The sequence below is a fragment of the Aureimonas sp. SA4125 genome (genome assembly GCF_019973775.1).
Classification (GTDB): domain Bacteria; phylum Pseudomonadota; class Alphaproteobacteria; order Rhizobiales; family Rhizobiaceae; genus Plantimonas.
The window spans coordinates 3,684,098-3,701,984 of the sequence record NZ_AP025032.1; the positions used below are offsets into that span (position 1 = coordinate 3,684,098).

14 protein-coding genes and 1 pseudogene are annotated in these 17,887 nt (G+C 65.0%); 5 read left to right on the plus strand and 10 right to left on the minus strand.

Features of this window, described 5'->3' with window-relative positions:
* Positions 1-593: 593 nt before the first annotated feature.
* A pseudogene (locus Sa4125_RS17470) lies at positions 594-1,496 on the minus strand (IS1595 family transposase); the annotation flags it as partial.
* Between the two features lie 149 nt (positions 1,497-1,645).
* On the opposite strand from Sa4125_RS17470, the gene Sa4125_RS17475 reads away from it, so the two are divergent.
* Positions 1,646-2,086 carry a type I secretion C-terminal target domain-containing protein gene (locus Sa4125_RS17475; protein ID WP_223999938.1) on the plus strand — a complete coding sequence of 147 codons (441 nt, stop codon included), beginning with the start codon at positions 1,646-1,648 and terminating at the stop codon, positions 2,084-2,086.
* Between the two features lie 19 nt (positions 2,087-2,105).
* On the opposite strand, the gene hydA is transcribed toward Sa4125_RS17475, so the two are convergent.
* Together hydA and Sa4125_RS17485 are read right to left on the minus strand one after the other, a co-directional pair.
* Entirely contained in the window at positions 2,106-3,554 is a 1,449-nt protein-coding gene (hydA, locus tag Sa4125_RS17480) for a dihydropyrimidinase (protein ID WP_223999940.1), read from the minus strand.
* 115 nt (positions 3,555-3,669) lie between these two features.
* The gene (locus Sa4125_RS17485) at positions 3,670-4,407 is read right to left on the minus strand and encodes a glycosyltransferase family 1 protein (protein ID WP_223999942.1); all 738 of its coding nucleotides are present in this window, start codon (positions 4,405-4,407) and stop codon (positions 3,670-3,672) included.
* Between the two features lie 239 nt (positions 4,408-4,646).
* Between Sa4125_RS17485 and Sa4125_RS17490 the strand changes: the two genes are divergently transcribed.
* A complete protein-coding gene (locus tag Sa4125_RS17490; RefSeq protein WP_223998301.1) occupies positions 4,647-5,855 on the plus strand; it encodes an IS256 family transposase in 1,209 nt (402 codons plus the stop codon).
* Positions 5,856-5,867: 12 nt separating this feature from the next.
* Here Sa4125_RS17490 and Sa4125_RS17495 read toward each other — a convergent pair whose 3' ends face one another.
* The 3 genes from Sa4125_RS17495 to Sa4125_RS17505 all read right to left on the minus strand — a co-directional run bounded on the left by Sa4125_RS17495 (position 5,868) and on the right by Sa4125_RS17505 (position 8,944).
* Positions 5,868-6,233 carry a hypothetical protein gene (locus tag Sa4125_RS17495; RefSeq protein WP_223999947.1) on the minus strand — a complete coding sequence of 122 codons (366 nt, stop codon included), beginning with the start codon at positions 6,231-6,233 and terminating at the stop codon, positions 5,868-5,870.
* A gap of 49 nt (positions 6,234-6,282) precedes the next feature.
* A complete protein-coding gene (locus Sa4125_RS17500) occupies positions 6,283-7,530 on the minus strand; it encodes a Zn-dependent hydrolase (protein ID WP_223999949.1) in 1,248 nt (415 codons plus the stop codon).
* A 67-nt stretch (positions 7,531-7,597) separates the two neighbouring features.
* The gene (locus tag Sa4125_RS17505) at positions 7,598-8,944 is read right to left on the minus strand and encodes an aspartate aminotransferase family protein (RefSeq protein ID WP_223999951.1); all 1,347 of its coding nucleotides are present in this window, start codon (positions 8,942-8,944) and stop codon (positions 7,598-7,600) included.
* A gap of 209 nt (positions 8,945-9,153) precedes the next feature.
* Between Sa4125_RS17505 and Sa4125_RS17510 the strand changes: the two genes are divergently transcribed.
* Entirely contained in the window at positions 9,154-9,798 is a 645-nt protein-coding gene (locus Sa4125_RS17510; RefSeq protein WP_224007919.1) for a TetR family transcriptional regulator C-terminal domain-containing protein, read from the plus strand.
* Between the two features lie 47 nt (positions 9,799-9,845).
* On the opposite strand, the gene Sa4125_RS17515 is transcribed toward Sa4125_RS17510, so the two are convergent.
* From Sa4125_RS17515 to Sa4125_RS17525, 3 genes are all read right to left on the minus strand, one after another.
* Positions 9,846-12,305, minus strand: coding sequence for an EAL domain-containing protein (locus tag Sa4125_RS17515; RefSeq protein WP_223999953.1), 2,460 nt, complete (start codon positions 12,303-12,305; stop codon positions 9,846-9,848).
* A gap of 133 nt (positions 12,306-12,438) precedes the next feature.
* Positions 12,439-13,743 (minus strand): NAD-dependent dihydropyrimidine dehydrogenase subunit PreA, encoded by a 1,305-nt coding sequence (gene preA, locus Sa4125_RS17520; protein ID WP_223999955.1) that lies wholly within the window; start codon positions 13,741-13,743, stop codon positions 12,439-12,441.
* Positions 13,744-13,754: 11 nt separating this feature from the next.
* Complete coding sequence (locus Sa4125_RS17525) at positions 13,755-15,170, minus strand: NAD(P)-dependent oxidoreductase (protein WP_224007922.1); 1,416 nt, start codon at positions 15,168-15,170, stop codon at positions 13,755-13,757.
* A gap of 369 nt (positions 15,171-15,539) precedes the next feature.
* Here Sa4125_RS17525 and Sa4125_RS17530 point away from each other — a divergent pair, with 369 nt between their 5' ends.
* Together Sa4125_RS17530 and Sa4125_RS17535 are read left to right on the plus strand one after the other, a co-directional pair.
* Entirely contained in the window at positions 15,540-15,926 is a 387-nt protein-coding gene (locus tag Sa4125_RS17530; protein WP_223999957.1) for a hypothetical protein, read from the plus strand.
* A 90-nt stretch (positions 15,927-16,016) separates the two neighbouring features.
* Positions 16,017-16,589, plus strand: a complete 573-nt coding sequence (locus Sa4125_RS17535; RefSeq protein ID WP_223999959.1) for a copper chaperone PCu(A)C — start codon at positions 16,017-16,019, stop codon at positions 16,587-16,589.
* Between the two features lie 114 nt (positions 16,590-16,703).
* Here Sa4125_RS17535 and Sa4125_RS17540 read toward each other — a convergent pair whose 3' ends face one another.
* Positions 16,704-17,642 (minus strand): DUF5996 family protein, encoded by a 939-nt coding sequence (locus Sa4125_RS17540; protein WP_223999966.1) that lies wholly within the window; start codon positions 17,640-17,642, stop codon positions 16,704-16,706.
* Positions 17,643-17,887 lie beyond the last annotated feature (245 nt).

The following is a 17,887-nucleotide window of genomic DNA, read 5'->3' on the forward strand; positions in this document are numbered from 1 at the left end:
GTTCACTCCATCTCCTCGCAAAGACGGCCTGAATCACAACATACTGGTATTGCTCAACAACTTTCGGATCGGGCTCTCAGGTGACCACCAGATATAGCTGAAGCCTAGGCTAGCCGATGGCGGGGCCGGAGGCCTCCGCGGAAGGGAATCGATCGAGCTGCTGGAGTAGGAGAGACCATCGGCGACGGCGCGTCGCGCACAGATCCGCTTCCCGGCCTGCGGTCCACAGAAACTGCTCGGATTCATGTCGCTGGATGTCGGAACCCGAGCCCGTGCCTCGGTCAGTGGGCCGCGACTTTCGGCTCAGGCACCACTTTTGGATAGCGCGCCTCGATCGCGGCCACTGTTGGCCGGGCGACATATCGATAACGGCCGGACAGGCGCGCATCACCCTCCCGGCGCAGGGCAAGGGCTGGCCGTTTCGGTTGGCGACGCTCGTATCGCTTATCGGTCTCGGTGCGGATCTGCGCGAGTGCCTCGATGATGGGGATGCGCATTTCGCGTGCCAGTTCCCTCGCCATCTTCATCCGAAGGGGAGAGGTCATCTTGAAGATCTGGGCTTGATGCTGCCTTCGCCATTCCGAGGTATCGCCCACGATGTCCCGGTAGGTGGTGCGTGGCAGCGCCTGGCCGATACCGAGGATGCGCTCCATCGTGGTCTGGAACGAGCGACGTCGGTTCCAGCGGAATACGAACTCGTTGAGGTAAGCGTCGACGTGCTTCTCCCGGAAGCCGTGGAACGTGCCCAGCGACCAGCGTTTCAAATTGGAGAAGGCGCGGTGGATGCGCTCCATGGCGATATGGCCAGGCGGTGCATTGTCCTTGCTCAGGTTTTTCAAGATATGCCCGCGATCCGGAATGCCGACGTAGGAACTGCTTCCGTCGGTGACCATCGTGCATCCCTTCGCCGTGTTCGCCAGCACGAAGGGAACCATGAACTCGCGCCGGTCCTCGGCGATCTTGGCGAGCCGCAGCCGTCCGGACTTCCTGCCATCGCGATGCTCGACCGCACCGATGACGAAGACCTTGCCGACCGTGCTTTTTCCCTGCCCGCCGTCCGGGCTCTCCGTCCTCTTGCGATGGGGAAAGCTCGTTTCGTCGATCTCGACCTTGCCCTCGAGCGGCGACCGACCGGGGTCGACCATTGCGCGTCGGAGCTTATGGAGCAGTAGCCAGGCGGTCTTGTACGACCCGACCCCGATCTTGGGCTGGAGCTGGAGGGCGGAGATCGAGTTGGAGTGGGTTGCCACGAGGTAGGCCGCGATGAACCATGTGCGCAGCGGCAGGTGCGTGCCGTGCATCACCGTCTTGGCGATTACCGAAGTCTGCTTGCGACAGCCGGGGTTCTCGCCCTTTCCTGAGCATTGGAAGACCCAGGGGCGGGATTCCAACTTCCATCCCTTCTGCGAGGCACAATGCGGGCACCGGAACCCGTTCGGCCAACGCTTTCGGGCAAGGTGGTCGGCGCAAGCGTAGTCGTCTGGGAACGTGGCCATAAACCGCTCGAGCGACGGCGGCTTGTCTTTCTTCCAGCGCGTGGGGAACAGGGCCTCGGACATCCAGACGAGATAGGGGACAGGGCCCCCGCCGTCACGCGGCTTCGCTAGGTATGGTTACCGCCTGAGCGAAGGGGATAAGCAATTTAATGGGATCGGCTTCGGATGACACGATACTCGGCTGGACGGGAGATGACCAGATCGTTGGTCTTGATGGAGATGACATGATTTTTGGCGAACAGGGAAGCAATACATACATCGGAGGCCGCGGCTCGGATCTTTTTGTTGTTGCTGGGGATAAAGCAAATACAAGCGAATTTGACGTAATAAAAGACTTTTCTATAGATGACGGAGATGCCATTGATCTATCGAGCGCAATCAATCGCGAAAAAGTAAATGATGAAGATTTTGTTTTATCAAATTTTGTAAGAACTCTGGATGTAGGCTATTCGATTGAAATTCAGGTAAGTCGAGACGGACTTAAAGATGGTTTTTATACAATTATAATATTGAATTTTAATAATCGGCTCACTCCAAGTATTGGCGATATCGGAAACATGTTAATTGAAAGGCATATATTGATATCATAATTTACTTTTTTAGAAGCCTTCACACTCCCGCCGGAATGCCCGACCGCTCGACCTTGCGCGGCGCCGTCAACTCCTTCCAGGTCGACAGCGCCTTCGCCACCGGCGGGCTCGCCGGCCGCTCGACGAAGCGTCCCGTTCCCGTCTCCGACCGGATCTCGCCGTCCCGATAGGCGATGCGCCCGCGCGACAGCGTGACGACGGGCAGGCCCGTCACTTCCATGCCTTCGAAGACGTTGTAGTCGATCGCCGATTTCTGCGTCGAAGCCGAGATCGTCCTCGTGGCCGCGGGATCGAAGATCACGAGATCGGCATCGGCACCCGCCATGATCGCGCCCTTGCGCGGATAGATGTTGAGGATCTTGGCGATGTTCGTCGAGGTCGCCGCGACGAACTCGTTCATCGTCAGGCGCCCGGTGCGAACGCCCTTCGTCCAGAGCATGGCGAGCCGGTCCTCGAGACCGCCGGTGCCGTTCGGGATCTTGGTGAAATCGCCGAGGCCGAACCGTTTCTGCTCCGTGGTGAAGGCGCAGTGATCGGTCGCCACCACCTGCAGCGAGCCCGAGGCGAGGCCCGCCCAGAGCGAATCCTGGTTCGCCTTGTCGCGGAAGGGCGGGCTCATCACCCGGCGGGCGGCGTAGTCCCAGTCCTGGTTGAAATATTCGCGCTCGTCGAGCGTCAGGTGCTGGATCAGCGGCTCGCCGTAGACGCGCATGCCCTTCTGCCGAGCCCGCCGGATCGCCTCGTGGCTCTGCTCGCAGGAGACGTGGACGACGTAGAGCGGCACGCCGGCCTGGTCGGCGATCATGATGGCGCGGTTCGTCGCCTCGCCCTCGACCTCGGGCGGCCGGGAATAGGCATGCGCCTCCGGGCCATTGTTGCCTTCCGCCAGGAACTTCTGCTGCAGGAAGGCGACGACGTCGCCGTTCTCGGCATGGACGAGCGGCATGGCGCCGATCTCGGCGCAGCGCGAGAACGAGGCGAACATCTCGTCGTCGTTCACCATCAACGCGCCCTTGTAGGCCATGAAATGCTTGAAGGTGTTGATGCCGCGTTCGACGACGAGCGGCATCTCGTCGAACACCTTCTCGCCCCACCAGGTGATCGCCATGTGGAAGGAATAGTCGCAGCGTGCCTTGCCGGCCTTCTGGTGCCAGGCCTGCAGCGCGTCGATCAGGCTTTCGTTCGGCGCCGGCAGACAGAAGTCGACGACCATGGTCGTGCCGCCGGCGAGCGCTGCCGCCGTGCCGGTGTCGAAGTCGTCCGACGAGAAGGTGCCCATGAAGGGCATTTCGAGATGCGTGTGCGGATCGATCCCGCCCGGCATGACATAGGCACCGGAGGCGTCGATCACCTCGTCGCCGGCAAGGTCCGGCCCGACAGCGACGATCTTGTCGCCGTCGACGAGGACGTCGGCGCGGGTGGTGAGGTCTGCGGTGACGACGGTGCCGCCCTTGATCACGATGGTCATGGCTATATCGACTCCAGATCAGGTCGAGCCCGGGACAGGGGCATCGGTGTGGCTCTGCGGTGGCGTGGCGGGACAGGATCCCGAAGCGACAGGAGATCGGTGGACGAGGCCCGCGTCAACGGTCGAACATCGCTTCGGCGTCCCGGTAGCAGGCGAGTGTTCCGGCGACGTTGGCGTCCCAGCAAAAGCGCCGCGAGCGTTCGCGGCTGGCGGCCGTGAATTTCCCGTCCTCGGCGCCGCTGTCATGCACTGCGGCGAGGAGGCTGGCCGCCCACGCCTCCGCATCGAGCGCGGCGACATAGTCGGCACTGTCGCCGGCGACCTCGCGCATCACGGCGATGTCGGACAGGATCGGACGCTTGCCGCTCGCCAGGGCTTCGATCGTCGGGAGACCGAAGCCTTCGTAGATCGCGCCGAAGAGAAGCGTCCGCGAATTACGGTAGAGAGCGGCCAGATGACGTTCCGACTGGTAGCCGATGACCTTGAGGCTGCCCTCCTCCAGCAGCTTCCCTGCTTCGCTCATCCCATCCCTGCCCCAGCCGGCGGGGCCGCTGATCACGAGCGGATGGCCGATACGTACGTCGCGGGGCAGGCGACGAAAGCCGTCGAGGATCGTGCGCAGGTTCTTGCGAGGCTCCAGCGTGCCGACCACGATGAAGAAGCGGTTTTGCGACAGTCCGAGCCGAGCCAGCAGCGCGCTGTCGCCGGCATCGCCATCGGGCGTGAAAAGCGGGCTGACGCCGGGATAGGTGACCCGGATCCGGGCGCGCTCGATGCCGTAAAACTCCGAAATCTCTCCGGCACTGAATTCCGACACGGTGTTCAGGATGGGAAAGTTGCCGATCGAGCGCATGCCCTGCCGCAGCCAGGCCACACGCTCGGCCGGGTGCGTCTCGGGATGGCGCTCATGCGATATGTCGTGGATCAGGGAACGACGCGCGGGAAACTTGCCGGCGGCAAGTAGTTCACCGCGTGGAAGGTAGTGTCCGCGCTCGTGGTGGAAATTCCGACATTGAAAGGTGTGGCTGAGGCGGTCACCGGATAGGGCGGCTAAGGTGGAGTTGCGAGACTTCAACCTGACCGGAGAACCCGATGACCGAGGACAGACTACCGCTTGCCGAGCTTTTTGCGAAAGCCGGGGACGGCGATTTCCTGAGAACGATAGCCGAGAGCGTGATGCAGCTCCTTATGGAGGTCGACGTTGAAGGCATGATCGGCGCCGGGCGCCACGAACGGACGCAGGAACGGGCGACTTATCGCAATGGCTACCGCGACCGCTCGCTCGACACGCGGCTCGGCTCGTTGCAGCTTCGGATACCCAAGCTTCGGCAGGGCAGCTACTTCCCGCCGTTCCTGGAGCCGAGAAAGCTCTCGGAGAAGGCCTTGGTTGCCGTCATTCAGGAAGCTTGGATCAGCGGCGTTTCCACCCGGCGGGTCGACGATCTGGTACAGGCCATGGGGCTGTCGGGGATCGGCAAGAGCACCGTATCGAAGCTGTGCAAAGACATCGACGAACGCGTCGGCGGCTTCCTCGACCGTCCTCTCACTGGCGACTGGCCCTACCTCTGGCTGGATGCGACCTACCTGAAGCAGCGCGAGGGTGGACGCATCGTTTCGGTCGCCGCCATAATCGCCGTGGCCGTGAACACGGACGGCAAGCGCGAGATCGTCGGCCTTCACATCGGCCCCTCGGAAGCGGAGACGTTTTGGTCGAGCTTCCTCAAGAGCCTCGTGCGCCGCGGCCTGTCCGGCGTGAAGCTCGTGATCTCGGATGCTCACGAAGGGCTGAAAGCCGCCATTCGCCGGGTGTTCAGCGCCTCCTGGCAGCGCTGCCGGGTGCATTGGATGCGCAACGCCCTGTCGTATGTCCCGAAGGCGCAGCAGAGCATGGCGGCGGCCGCGCTGCGCCAAGCCTTCGCCCAGCCCGATCGTGCTAGCGCCAGCCAGGCGCTGCGCCACGTCGCCGACCAGCTTCGGGGAAAGTGTCCAAAGCTCGGGGCCTTCATCGACAACAGCGAGACCGACGTGCTGGCGCACATGGATTTTCCCAGTCAGCACCGGACCCGGATCCATTCGACGAATTCCCTGGAGCGCCTGAACAAGGAGGTGAAGCGGCGTGCCGACGTCGTCGGAATCTTCCCGAACGAGGGATCCATCATCCGGCTCATCGGCGCCGTCCTTCTCGAGGCCAACGACGAATGGCAGATCCAGAACCGCTACATGCAGACCGAACCCATGGCCGACCTCATGGCCATGGGCAACACTGCAAAACCCGAACAGATTTCCACCGAAGTCGCCTGAAACGGAGCCGCTTCAGCTACACTCAATTTCCACCACGTTGACGGACACGACCGCGTGGAAGAGGTCGATGCGCTGGGTGCGTCGCCGAAACCGATGCTGCTTGAAACGTCGGTAGAGGGTCCGCGCGAAGGGGATCCGGCGGACGATGCCGAAGGCGCGCCGACGGCCCATCAAAGCCCTTTCCCCCGGCTCGGCATCGTTGCGGGCCCTCACGGCAGCCAGATAGGCGAGATCGATGTCGTGGAAGCGCACGCCGTCGAAACCGATGATCTCGATATCGCCGGAAAGCCGCGCGAGCCGGTCGGCCAGAAACCAGGCGTAATGGCCAATTCCGGTGAAGCGGGAGTGAAAGGCGGATGTTTCCAGGCAGAGCATCATGGGCAAGAACTCATGCCGGTGATCCAGGGTCGGAGGGAAAGAAGCGAAGTTACTCCACGATCTCCGCCGTCTCCACCACGGCATGGAACAGCACGTCCGCCCCCGCTTTCGCCCATTCCTTCGAGATCTCCTCGGCCTCGTTGTGGCTGAGGCCGTCGACGCAGGGGCACATGATCATCGCCGTCGGGGCGATGCGGTTGATCCAGCAGGCATCGTGGCCGGCCCCCGAGACAATGTCGCGGTGCGAATAGCCGAGCCGTTCGGCGGCGTTTCGAACGGCCGAGACGCAGGATGGGTCGAAGGTCACGGGGTCGAAATGCCCGACGTCGTCGACGGTGACGTCGATGTCGAGCGCCTCGGCGATCGTGTCGATGCCGTCCTCGATGCGCTCGCGCATCTCGTCAAGCGTCTCCTTCGAGGGCGAGCGGATGTCGATGGTGAAGGTGGTGCGGCCGGCGATGATGTTGCGCGAGTTCGGATGGACGTCCATGTGGCCGACCGTGCCGACGGCATTCGGCTGGTAGTCCATCGCCACCTCGTTGACGAGTTCGATCACCCTCGCCATGCCGAGTCCGGCGTCGCGGCGCTTGAACATCGGCGTCGAGCCGGTGTGGCTCTCCTTACCGGTCAGCGTCACTTCCAGCCAGTAGAGTCCCTGGCCGTGGGTGACGACGCCGATCTCGAGCCCCTCGTCCTCGAGGATCGGACCTTGCTCGATATGGTATTCGAAGAAGGCGTGCATCTGGCGCTGACCGACCGGCTCCGCGCCCTCCCAGCCGATCCGCGCGAGCTCGTCGCCAAAACGCTTGCCGGCCGCGTCCTTGCGGTCCTTCGCCCAGCCCTCGTCGTGCATGCCGGCGAAGACGCCGGAAGCGAGCATGGCGGGGGCGAAGCGGGTGCCCTCCTCATTCGTCCAGTTCACCACGACGATCGGGTGCTTCGTCCTGATGCCGAGGTCGTTCAGCGTGCGGATGATCTCGAGCCCGGCAAGAACGCCGAGCACGCCGTCATACTTGCCGCCGGTCGGCTGGGTATCGAGATGGCTGCCGACATAGACCGGCAAAGCGTCGGGATCGGTGCCTTCGCGCCTTGCGAACATGGTGCCCATGGTGTCGAGGCCCATGACAAGGCCCGCATCCTCGCACCAGGACTGGAACAGCGCCCGCCCCTTCGCGTCGTCGTCGGTCAGCGTCTGGCGGTTGCTGCCGCCGGCAATCCCGGGGCCGATCTTCGCCATCTCCATGAGCGAGTCCCACAGGCGGTCGCCGTTGATCTGGAGATTGGAGGTGAGCGTCATGGCAATTTTCTTCTGCTGAAGGTCAAAGGCGTCGCGCCGGAACTTCGCGACGGCGGGCGCCGTATCGTCAGTCCAGCGCTTCGAGGATCGGCCGGAGCGTGTCGACGATCTCGCCGATCTGGTCCTCGGAGATGATCAGCGGCGGCGACAGGGCGATGATGTCGCCCGTCGTGCGGATCAGGAGACCCTTCTCGTAGGCCTTGAGGAAGGCCGCAAAGGCGCGTTTGGTCGGCTGACCCGCGATCGGCTCGAGCTCGATCGCGCCGATGAGGCCCGTGGTCCGCACGTCGATGACGTGGCGCGTGCCCTGGAGCGACTGGATCGCCTGCGACCAGACCGGCGTCAGTGCCTTGGCGCGCTCGAACAGGCCCTCCTCGCGATAGGTGTCGAGCGTCGCCAGCGCTGCGGCGGAGGCGATCGGGTTGCCGGAATAGGTATAGCCGTGGGCGAACTCGATCATGTGCTCGGGCCCTTGCATGAAGGCCTCGTAGATCGTGTCGCGCACGAAGACGGCGCCCATCGGGATGACGCCGTTCGACAGGCCCTTGGCCGAGACGATGATGTCCGGCGTTACGCCGAAATGGTCGGCCGCAAACGGCGCGCCCATGCGGCCATAGCCGGTGATCACCTCATCGAAGATGAGGAGGATGCCGTGCTGGTCGCAGATTTCGCGCAGGCGCTTCAGGTACCCCTTCGGCGGCGGAAGCACGCCGGTCGATCCCGCGACCGGCTCGACGATCACCGCGGCGATGGTCGAGGGATCGTGCAGCGTCGCGATGCGCAGGAGGTCCTCGGCCAGTTCCACGCCGTGCTCGCCCTCGCCGTCGATGTTCGGGTTGCGGACGGGATCGTGGGTATGGCGCATGTGGTCGACGCCGGTCAGGAGCGTCCCGAACATCTTGCGGTTGCCGACGATGCCGCCGACCGAGATGCCGCCGAAATTCACGCCGTGATAGCCGCGCTCGCGGCCGATCAGCCGGAAGCGCGAACCCTCGCCCTTCACCCGTTGATAGGCGAGCGCGATCTTCAGCGCCGTCTCGACCGATTCCGAACCGGAATTGGTGAAGAACACATGGTCGAGCCCGGTCGGCGCCAGGGCCGCAAGCCGCGAGGCGAGTTCGAAGGCTTTTGGATGGCCCATCTGGAACGCCGGGGCGTAGTCGAGCTCGGCGGCCTGCTTGGCGATCGCCTCGGTGATCTTCGGCCGGCAGTGGCCGGCATTGACGCACCAGAGACCCGCCGTTCCGTCGAGCACCTGCCGGCCGTCGGCGGTCGTGTAGTGCATGTCCTTGGCGCCGACGAACATGCGCGGCGCTTCCTTGAACTGCCGGTTTGCGCTGAACGGCATCCAGAAGGCTTCGAGATTGTTGGTGGGGACGGCAGTGCCCCCCCTGATCGGCGCGGTCTCGTTCATGGCGGCAGGCTCCCGGTTCGGCGATGATCGTTCAGAGACGGCACGGCCGAATTCTTGACTGTCTGGTCAAAATGAAGGCTAGAAGGGCGCCAGGGGCCGGTCAAGCGGCTTCGCGACAGTCCGGCACGGTCGCGCGGCCAATGCCGGACCAGCCGGGCGCAGCGAACGATGGGCGACAGCAGACCATGGACGCCAAGACCGAAACGGTAATGCCCCTCGGCGGTGCGGAGAGCGACGAACGCCAGCCGACTCGGATCCAGGCGATCAACCGCGGCGTCATTCTCGATGCCGCGCTCGACGTGTTCTCGGTGCACGGTTTCAAAGGCTCGACGGTCGATCAGATCGCCGAGCGGGCCGGCATGTCCAAGCCCAACCTTCTCTACTATTTCCGACGCAAGCGTGACATCTACGCCGCCGTCCTGGAACTGACGCTCGACGCATGGCTGGAGCCGCTCGAAATGCTCGATCCGAGGGGCGAGCCGATCGAGGAGCTGCGGCGCTACATCTCCAAGAAGCTCGAACTCTCGGCCCTGCGTCCGGAGGCCTCCCGGCTCTTCGCCAACGAGATCCTCGCCGGTGCCCCCGCCATCGGCGGCTTCCTGTCGACCCGGCTGAAAGGCCTCGTCAATGAAAAGGCCGGCGTGATCCGGCAGTGGGTGGGCGAGGGGCGACTGGCACCGGTCGATCCGCACCATCTCATCTTCATGATCTGGGCAACGACCCAGCACTATGCCGATTTCGACATACAGGTCCGGGCGATCCTCGGCGAGCAGGTCGGCAAGCCGGGCTTTCGCGAGCAGACGGCCCAGGCCGTCCTCTCCATCATCCTCAACGGCGCGCGGCCACGGGTCTGAACCCGCCGGGCGGGCGTCCTGATCCCGTCAGAACGCTGCACCGCGCATCAGGCGGTGACGAGCTTGCGCGGCCTGGCGAGGACAGCGCTCTGCGTCAGGCTGTTCCAGTCGAGCTCGATCGACATCAGGAGTTGCGGCAGGGCGGAGTAGGGCTGCGGCCTGCTGAAGAGATAGCCCTGCATCTCGCGGCAGCCTTCGCGGTAGAGGAGCTGGTATTGCTCGGGCGTCTCGATGCCCTCCGCGATCACCGACATCTTCATCGACTGGCTCAATCCGATGACGGCACGGATGACGGCGAGGCTTTCCGGCTTGCCGATGTCGCGCACGAAGGACTGGTCGATCTTGATTTTGTCGAAGGGGAAGCGGGTGAGATAGCCGAGCGAGGAATAGCCCGTGCCGAAATCGTCCATCGAGATCCGGGTGCCCAGCCGCCTTAGGGCGGTCAGTATTGCCAAGACGTCGTCGGCCTGGTCGATGAACAAGGATTCCGTCACCTCGAGCTGCAGCCGCCGCGGCGAAAGCCCGGCATCGCGAAGGGCTGCGGTCACGTCCTCCACGAGCGTCTTGCTCTTGAACTGGACAGGCGAGAGATTGACGGAAATGGCCAGATCTCCCGGCCAGGCGGCCGCCTCGGCGCAGGCCGTGCGCAACGCCCACAGCCCGATCTCGGTGATGATGCCGATATTCTCGGCGATCGGAATGAACTGGCTCGGCGGTATCATGCCCTTGACCGGGTGCCGCCACCGCAGGAGCGCCTCGAAGCCCGAAACCGCCGCCTTGTCGGCATCGACGAACGGCTGATAGGCCAGTTCGAGATCGCCGCGTTCGAGAGCGAGGCGGAGGTCGGCCTCCATCTCCCGCCGCTGCTGCAGAAGTTCGCGCAGTTGCGGCACGTAATAGCGGTAGGTGCTGCTGTCATTGCCCTTGGCCTTGGCGTCGTGCAGGGCCAGATCACAATTCTGCATAATGGTATCGGCCGTCGATGCGACATCGTCGTCCCGGTGTCGTACGACCGAAATGCCCATGCTGACGCCGATCGCCACCGCGCGCCCGTCGACCTGGAAGGGCTCTTGGAAGACCTTCAGGATCCGCTCGGCCAAGGCATCTGAGGCCCCCGTCTCCTCGCTGCGGTGGATCATCGCGAATTCGTCGCCGCCGAGACGCGCGACGGTCTCGCCGGGACGGATGCACCTGACCAGGCGCTTGCTGACCGCCTGGAGGAGCGCGTCGCCGATGAGGTGGCCCAATATGTCGTTGATCGACTTGAAGCCCTTGAGGTCGAGATAGACGACCGCGACCTCTGCGGGGGATGGGCTCTCGGCCAGCACGGCCATCAGATCATCGCGAAAACGGCGACGGTTGACGAGGCCCGTCAGGGAATCGTGTCCGGCCAGGTGTTCCAGGCGCTTCGATGTCCTGTGCTGCTCGGTCACGTCGTCGAAGGTGATCACCAGACCGCCGCCGCGCACGCCGCGCCGCTTGACCTGAAGCAGCTGACCGCTGGGCATTTCGTGCACGAACATACCGGTCTCGTGCGGGGCGAGAAAATGATGGAACCTTGGATCGGCCAGAACCTCGTGGGCGGGGGCGCCGAGCTGGAAGTTGGAGAACAGCCTCGAAAACGGCTCGTTGAAGACGATCAGGTTCAGGTTTGCGTCCAGCATGCACAGACCCTGGGTCATGTTGTTGAGCGCGGCGCCGAATTGATTCTGGTGGGTCTCGAGGGTCGAATCAAAGGAGGTCGCCTGGCTCAGCAGCATCCGCTCCTGGCTCTGGCTCTGCTGCACGATGCCGCTGCGAAGCGCCTCCAGCGCATCGTAGAAGGCCGTGAATTCCACGGTCGAATCCGTCTTGCGCAGATTGGAGAGATTGCCGCTTGCCATGGCGGCGACCATGGCCGTGGCGCGGCGCACCCGATGAACCAGCGAGCGCGAGAGGAAGAGCGACAGGGTCAGCATTGCCGCGAGCGTGACGCCGAAGAAGAGGACGTTGTTTCGACCGGCGGCACCGAGCTGGGCGATGAACCGATCCTGCTGTTCCTCGATGTCCTGGCTGTAGGCGGCGGTGGCGGCATCGAACGCTTCGCTGAGCTTGCTCGTTTCCCGCAGAGCCAGCCGACGCGTCATCTCGCCCCCCGTTGCCTGAAGTCGCAGCAGGGCGTTGACGATCGCGTTCGTGTGTCTGCCTTGTCCGCCGTCGGAGTTACTCGTTGCCGCCCGGACGCTGGCCAACATGCTCTCGACGGCGTCTTTGAGAACCAGCCGGCCGGCAGCATCCAGCACGGCATCGCTCTCGACTGCCGAGTTGCCACCGGCGAAGTGAGCCTCGAGGAGCGCCGCACGCCTGCGACCATCTTGCAGACCCACGACTTCCGCCTGGGTCGGACCAAGACTCTGCTCGAGGAACCGGCGCATGTCGACATGCTCGCGCTGGCTCGCCAGCGCGAAGAGGACGGTTAGAAGGGCAAAAGCCATGCAGCCGAAAATGAGCTTCAAATTGATGGACATTGAGGCCCTTGGAGATGGAAGCTGGCATGCGCGCCACAACGGCGGCAGGCTCACCTGGTCTCATCCCCACCCTAGGCGGCAAGCTTTTCCATAAGGTTAAGCGGCAGGCTTGCCGCGTCAGCCGGATCTCCGGTCACTCCGCGGCGAGCTTGGCCATCGGATTGTTCGGATGCATGGTCCAGTTGGCATAGCTCTCCGGAATCGCCTGCTGCGTCCGTGGATCGACGCCGGCGATCGCCTCCATCGTGATGCAGTCCTGCACCGGGCAGACGCTGACGCAGAGATTGCAGCCGACGCATTCCGCGTCGATCACCTCGAAGCGCCTCACACCGTCGACGCTGCTGGTAATGGCCTGGTGCGAGGTGTCCTCGCAGACGATGTGGCAGCGGCCGCAGCCGATGCACTTGTCCTGGTCGATCCTCGCCTTGGTGACGTAGTTGAGGTTGAGATACTGCCAGTCGGTGACATTCGGGACCGCGCGGCCGCGAAAATCCTCGATCGTGGCATAGCCCTTTTCGTCCATCCAGTCGGAGAGGCCCGACGCCATCTCCTGGACGATCTTGAAGCCGTAGGTCATCGCCGCCGTGCAGACCTGCACGGTGCCGCAGCCGAGCGCGATGTATTCGGCGGCGTCCCGCCAGGTGGTGATGCCGCCGATGCCCGAGATCGGCATGCCGCGCGTCGCCGCGTCACGCGCGATCTCCGCCACCATGTTCAGCGCGATCGGCTTCACCGCAGGCCCGCAATAGCCGCCATGGCTGCCCTTGCCGTCGATCGTCGGCGTCGGCGCGAAATTGTCGAGGTCGATCGAGACGATCGAGGAGATGGTGTTGATCAGGGACACCGCGTCGGCGCCGCCTGCCCTCGCCGCGCGGGCGGGATAGCGGATGTCGGTGATGTTCGGCGTCAGTTTCACGATCACCGGCAGGCGCGAATACTGCTTGCACCAGCGCGCGACCATCTCGATGTATTCCGGCACCTGGCCGACGGCCGAGCCCATGCCCCGCTCGCTCATGCCGTGCGGGCAGCCAAAGTTCAGCTCGACGCCGTCCGCACCGGTCTGGTCGACGGCGGCCAGGATCGACTGCCAGCTCTTCTCCTCGCAGGGCACCATCAGCGAGACGATCATCGCCCGGTCCGGCCAGTTGCGCTTGACCCGCGCAATCTCCTCGAGATTGAGGTCGAGCGCCCGGTCGGTGATCAGCTCGATATTGTTGAAGCCGAGAAGCCGCCGGTCCGGCCCGTGGATCGCGCCGTAGCGGGGACCGTTGACGTTGACGACCGGGTCGCCCTCCCCGAGCGTCTTCCAGACGACGCCGCCCCAGCCTGCCTCGAAGGCACGGTTGACGTTGTATTCCTTGTCGGTCGGCGGTGCGGAAGCAAGCCAGAACGGGTTGGGCGAGGAGATGCCGAGAAAACGCGTCGAAAGATCGGCCATGGCCTTGCTCCTCAGGAAGGTTCGGCGGGGGTGAGCCGCGACACGGCAGCCGATACCGCGCGGCCGAAACGGGCGGCGAGCCCCGCCGGCCGGCGCAGGACGGCATCGATGTCGAGCGCGGCGCGCTTGCCGTGGGCGACAGCCACGACCGTCAGGTCCTCGCCGCCGAGGACGCAGTCGCCCCCCGCCCAGACGCCGGCAAGGCTCGTCCGTCCCTCGGCATCGACCTTGATGCGGCCGCGTTCCAGCGCGACGGCGTCCCGCGCGCCGTCGACCCCGTCCGCGACGAACACCTGACCGACCGCCTTGAACACCTGGTCGGCCTCGACGACGACGGCCTCGCCCGTGCCGACGAGCGCCCCGCCGAGCATGCTCGTCCGCTCCAGTTCGACACCGGTGACGACACCATTCTGGGTGAGGATGCGCACCGGCCGAAGGTTGCAGCGGATCTGGATGCCGCGGGTCTGCGCCAGTTCCTGCTCGTAGGCGGAAGCGTTCATCGCGGTCTGGTCGCGGCGGTAGGCGATCGTCACGGTCTCGGCGCCGAGACCTTTTGCCTGCACCGCCGCGTCGACTGCCGTCATGCCGCCGCCGATGACGACGACGCGCCGGCCGATCGACAGGGCCGCAAGATCCTCCGCCTGCCGCAATCGGGCGATCCAGTCGACAGCATCATGTGCGCCCGGCGCATCCTCGGCCTCGATCCCGAGCGCGTTGACCCCGGCAAGGCCGAGACCCAGAAACACCGCGTCGAAATCGTCCCGAAGATCGGCAAGATGGATATCGCGTCCGAGCGCCATGCCGTTCTGGATGGTGATGCCGCCGATCTCGAGAAGAAACGCGACTTCCGCCTGCGCGAAATCACCGACGGCCTTGTAGCTGGCGATACCGTATTCGTTGAGCCCGCCTGCCTTGGGGCGCGCGTCGAAGATCGTCACGTCATGGCCGAGCATGGCCAGGCGATGGGCGCAGGAAAGCCCCGCGGGCCCCGCGCCGACGACCGCGACGCGCTTGTCCGTCGGCTCGGCGCGCGTGAAGGGATGCCCGCCCCGCGCCATCAGGTGATCGGTCGCGTAGCGCTGCAGCATGCCGATCTTCACCGGCTTGCCCTCCGCCACCTCGCGAACGCAGACCTCCTCGCACAAGGTCTCGGTCGGGCAGACGCGGGCGCACATGCCGCCGAGGATGTTGGCGTCGAGAATGGTCTTCGCCGCGCCGACGGGATTGCCGGTCTGGATCTCGCGGATGAACAGCGGGATGTCGATCGAGGTCGGGCAGGCCGTCATGCAGGGCGCGTCGTAGCAGAAGTAGCACCGGTCCGCCTCGACCAGCGCCTCGTGCCGGTCGAGCGGCGGATGCAGGTCGGAAAAGTTGCGCGCGAGCGCGTCGCGATCGAGCCTGTGGGCGGCGATATCGGGTTGCGGCATCGATGCTTCGTTCATCCGAAAACGCCTCTTCTGCTGCGGCACCGAACCAGCCTGTTTCAGCTCTCAGATTAGAATGATCGCAAACTCCGGCCTCGTCAAATTTTTGATCATCTGGTCAAGAATTTTTCAGATGAACCTGTCCAACCGTCCTGAAGTGCGGGCGAACGCGCCCCGGCGGGGAGAACGGTATTATGCGGGAAATGACGTTCCATGGAGCGTGTTTTCAGGCCAAGGGAACCGGCCGAGATTTCTGCGGTTGGCGAACAACCAGAGAATTCGAACGCGCAGGCCAGTGGCAGAACCGCGCGACCGCTGGCGGATGATGCCCCTGGCATGCTAACGCCAGCCAACGAATGACGGAGAACGGCATTGAGCCATCGGGGACGCACGGCGGCGACATGGGCGACGCGCCTGGCCGCCTGCCTGTTTCTCGTCCAGACCCTCCTCCTTGCCGTCAACCTCGGCGCGCATGCCGCACCAAGGCTTGTCGACCAGTTCGGCAACGTCATCTGCACGGACGGCCATCCCGGCCAGATGCCGATGGGTCAAAAAGGCAGCCATGACGGGCAGGACGCCTGCTGCCTGGCGGCCTGCAGCGCCGCCAGTAACGCGCATCTTCTGACGCCGCCGACGGTCATGGGCCTTGCCATCGTCCGCTCCGCCCCCCTGCGCAGGCTGCAGTCGGCCTTGGAGGATCGCCGCGCGGGCATCGCCGACACGCCCCGCAGCAGCCGGGGCCCGCCTGTCGCCGTCTGACGCCACCAAACCTCGCCCGAGGGCGATCCGTCAGAAATGAACGCTGTCCGCTGCCCAACGGCCGGCTGCGTTTTCCGAAAGGCTCCTCCGTTGACAATCCATCCGATCGCCACGCGTCCGCACTCCGTCCTGCGCGCTCTCCTCCTTGCCGGCGCCGTCCTCGGCGCCATCCCGCTCGCCGGACCGGTTCCGGCAGCCATCGCGCACGAATACACGCTGGGCACGCTCACCATCGACCACCCCTGGAGCCGCGCGACGCCGCCGTCGGCCAAGACCGGTGCCGGCTACATGGTCCTGACGAATGCCGGCAGCGAGGACGACCGGCTGATCGGCCTGTCGACCCCCGCGGCGGCCAGGACCGAGGTGCACGAAATGTCGGTCACCGACGGCATCATGAAGATGAACGCCGTCGAGGGCGGGCTCGTGGTTCCGGCCGGTGGCAGCGTGGCGCTGGAGCCCGGCGGCTATCACGTGATGCTGATGGGGCTGGCCAAGCCTCTCGCCGAGGGCGACAAGGTGCCGCTGACGCTGACCTTCGAGCGTGGTGGTCAGGTCAACGTCGTCCTGAATGTCGGAAAGATCGCCGAGCCTGCGCCGGCACACAAGCACGATGCCATGGCGCCGGACATGGCCCCGATGGACGGCGTGGCCCACGCGCACTAGCCGGACCCGACGCAGGCGGCCGATGGGACGCCGACGATGTCCGGGAAGGGCCGGGCATCGTCCTGGCCCGTCTCGCCAGCGTGTCTCGCCAGCGTGTCTCGCCAACGCCTCTCGTCAGCGCGTCAGGGAGCGCGGAATACCGGGCATGCCCGGCAGGCATTCGAGCGCCGCACAGTCCCAGTTGCCGGCATCCGTGGCGGCGCGGTAGGTGCTGCCGAGGAAGGCCATCAGCATGGCATCCGGATCCTCCGCCCGCCGCACGGCCTCGTAGGGCAGGAGAAACTCGCCGAGGGTCTCGTGGAAGAAGGCCTCGGCCGGCGCGACGATCGCCTGCGAAAACCTTGCGGGCGGCGGATAGGCGTAGGAATAGAAGGCGGGGTAGTCGACCCCGCCGCCGCCCGGCCAGAAACCGGCCGACGAGACCTCGTGACTGTAGGCTTCCCGCGTCACGGCATCCGGCAGAGCCGGGATCCCGCCGGGATGCAGCGGTGCCTTGCGCCCGGAGAAGCGCGTGACCGCGAGGTCGAAACTGCCCCAGAAGAGATGGACCGGACTGACCTTGCCGAGAAAGCCGGTGCGAAAGCGCTTGAACACCCGGTCGACCGAAACGCAGGCGCCGAAGAACCGCGCGACCGCCTGCGCGTCATAGGGACGCTCGGCCCGGTCTTCGGCGAAGGCTGTGGGCGCCACCACCTCGTTCGGCCGGCCGTGGAAGTCCGGATTGCCGCCGAGCATGGCCAGGAGATCGCGGAACTGGGCGTGAAACGAGGCGACGGACATGGGGCCGAGCGGGAACTCGGCGCTGCGCCCGTCCGTGGCGACGCCGATCAGCGCATGTCGCTGGAAGTCGAAGGCGACCTCGATCCCCGGTCCGTCCGGGACGAGCCCTGTCGTCAGTCCCCGCGCGTCGACGGTAAGGGTCGCGTGCCAGGAGTGGTTCAGCCAGGGCGTGTTCGCCAGCCGATATTTCCCGACGATCTGCGCCCACAGGTGCAGGGCCGAACAGGTATCGCGCCAGGGCAGATAGGGAATGTCGGGCCAGGCCTCTGCCATGTCAGGATCTCCGGAGACTGGAAGACAGCGTCCGACATCGCCGGCAGCATGGCAAGCGCTTCCGGCTCGGCGCGCCAGGCGAACGCGGAAACCTGGTCTTATGCGCTGCCTGCCGCGGCGTCGGGCGGAGGGGTGGGCCGCTGTCCGTCATGCCGGCGCGGCGGATCGGTTTGGAGCGCATGGGCGGTGGTGCGGCCCGGGACGCCGCGCGCTTCCCAGGCAGAAGGGGGCCGGAGCAACCGCAA

What these genes read in the sequence shown, in the direction of transcription:
- Sa4125_RS17475 (WP_223999938.1), top strand. Translation starts at nt 1,646, where the DNA reads ATGGGATCGGCTTCGGATGACACGATACTCGGCTGGACGGGAGATGAC.
- hydA (WP_223999940.1), bottom strand. Translation starts at nt 3,554, where the DNA reads ATGACCATCGTGATCAAGGGCGGCACCGTCGTCACCGCAGACCTCACC.
- Sa4125_RS17485 (WP_223999942.1), bottom strand. Translation starts at nt 4,407, where the DNA reads ATGCGCTCGATCGGCAACTTTCCCATCCTGAACACCGTGTCGGAATTC.
- Sa4125_RS17490 (WP_223998301.1), top strand. Translation starts at nt 4,647, where the DNA reads ATGACCGAGGACAGACTACCGCTTGCCGAGCTTTTTGCGAAAGCCGGG.
- Sa4125_RS17495 (WP_223999947.1), bottom strand. Translation starts at nt 6,233, where the DNA reads ATGATGCTCTGCCTGGAAACATCCGCCTTTCACTCCCGCTTCACCGGA.
- Sa4125_RS17500 (WP_223999949.1), bottom strand. Translation starts at nt 7,530, where the DNA reads ATGACGCTCACCTCCAATCTCCAGATCAACGGCGACCGCCTGTGGGAC.
- Sa4125_RS17505 (WP_223999951.1), bottom strand. Translation starts at nt 8,944, where the DNA reads ATGAACGAGACCGCGCCGATCAGGGGGGGCACTGCCGTCCCCACCAAC.
- Sa4125_RS17510 (WP_224007919.1), top strand. Translation starts at nt 9,154, where the DNA reads ATGCCCCTCGGCGGTGCGGAGAGCGACGAACGCCAGCCGACTCGGATC.
- Sa4125_RS17515 (WP_223999953.1), bottom strand. Translation starts at nt 12,305, where the DNA reads ATGTCCATCAATTTGAAGCTCATTTTCGGCTGCATGGCTTTTGCCCTT.
- preA (WP_223999955.1), bottom strand. Translation starts at nt 13,743, where the DNA reads ATGGCCGATCTTTCGACGCGTTTTCTCGGCATCTCCTCGCCCAACCCG.
- Sa4125_RS17525 (WP_224007922.1), bottom strand. Translation starts at nt 15,170, where the DNA reads ATGCCGCAACCCGATATCGCCGCCCACAGGCTCGATCGCGACGCGCTC.
- Sa4125_RS17540 (WP_223999966.1), bottom strand. Translation starts at nt 17,642, where the DNA reads ATGGCAGAGGCCTGGCCCGACATTCCCTATCTGCCCTGGCGCGATACC.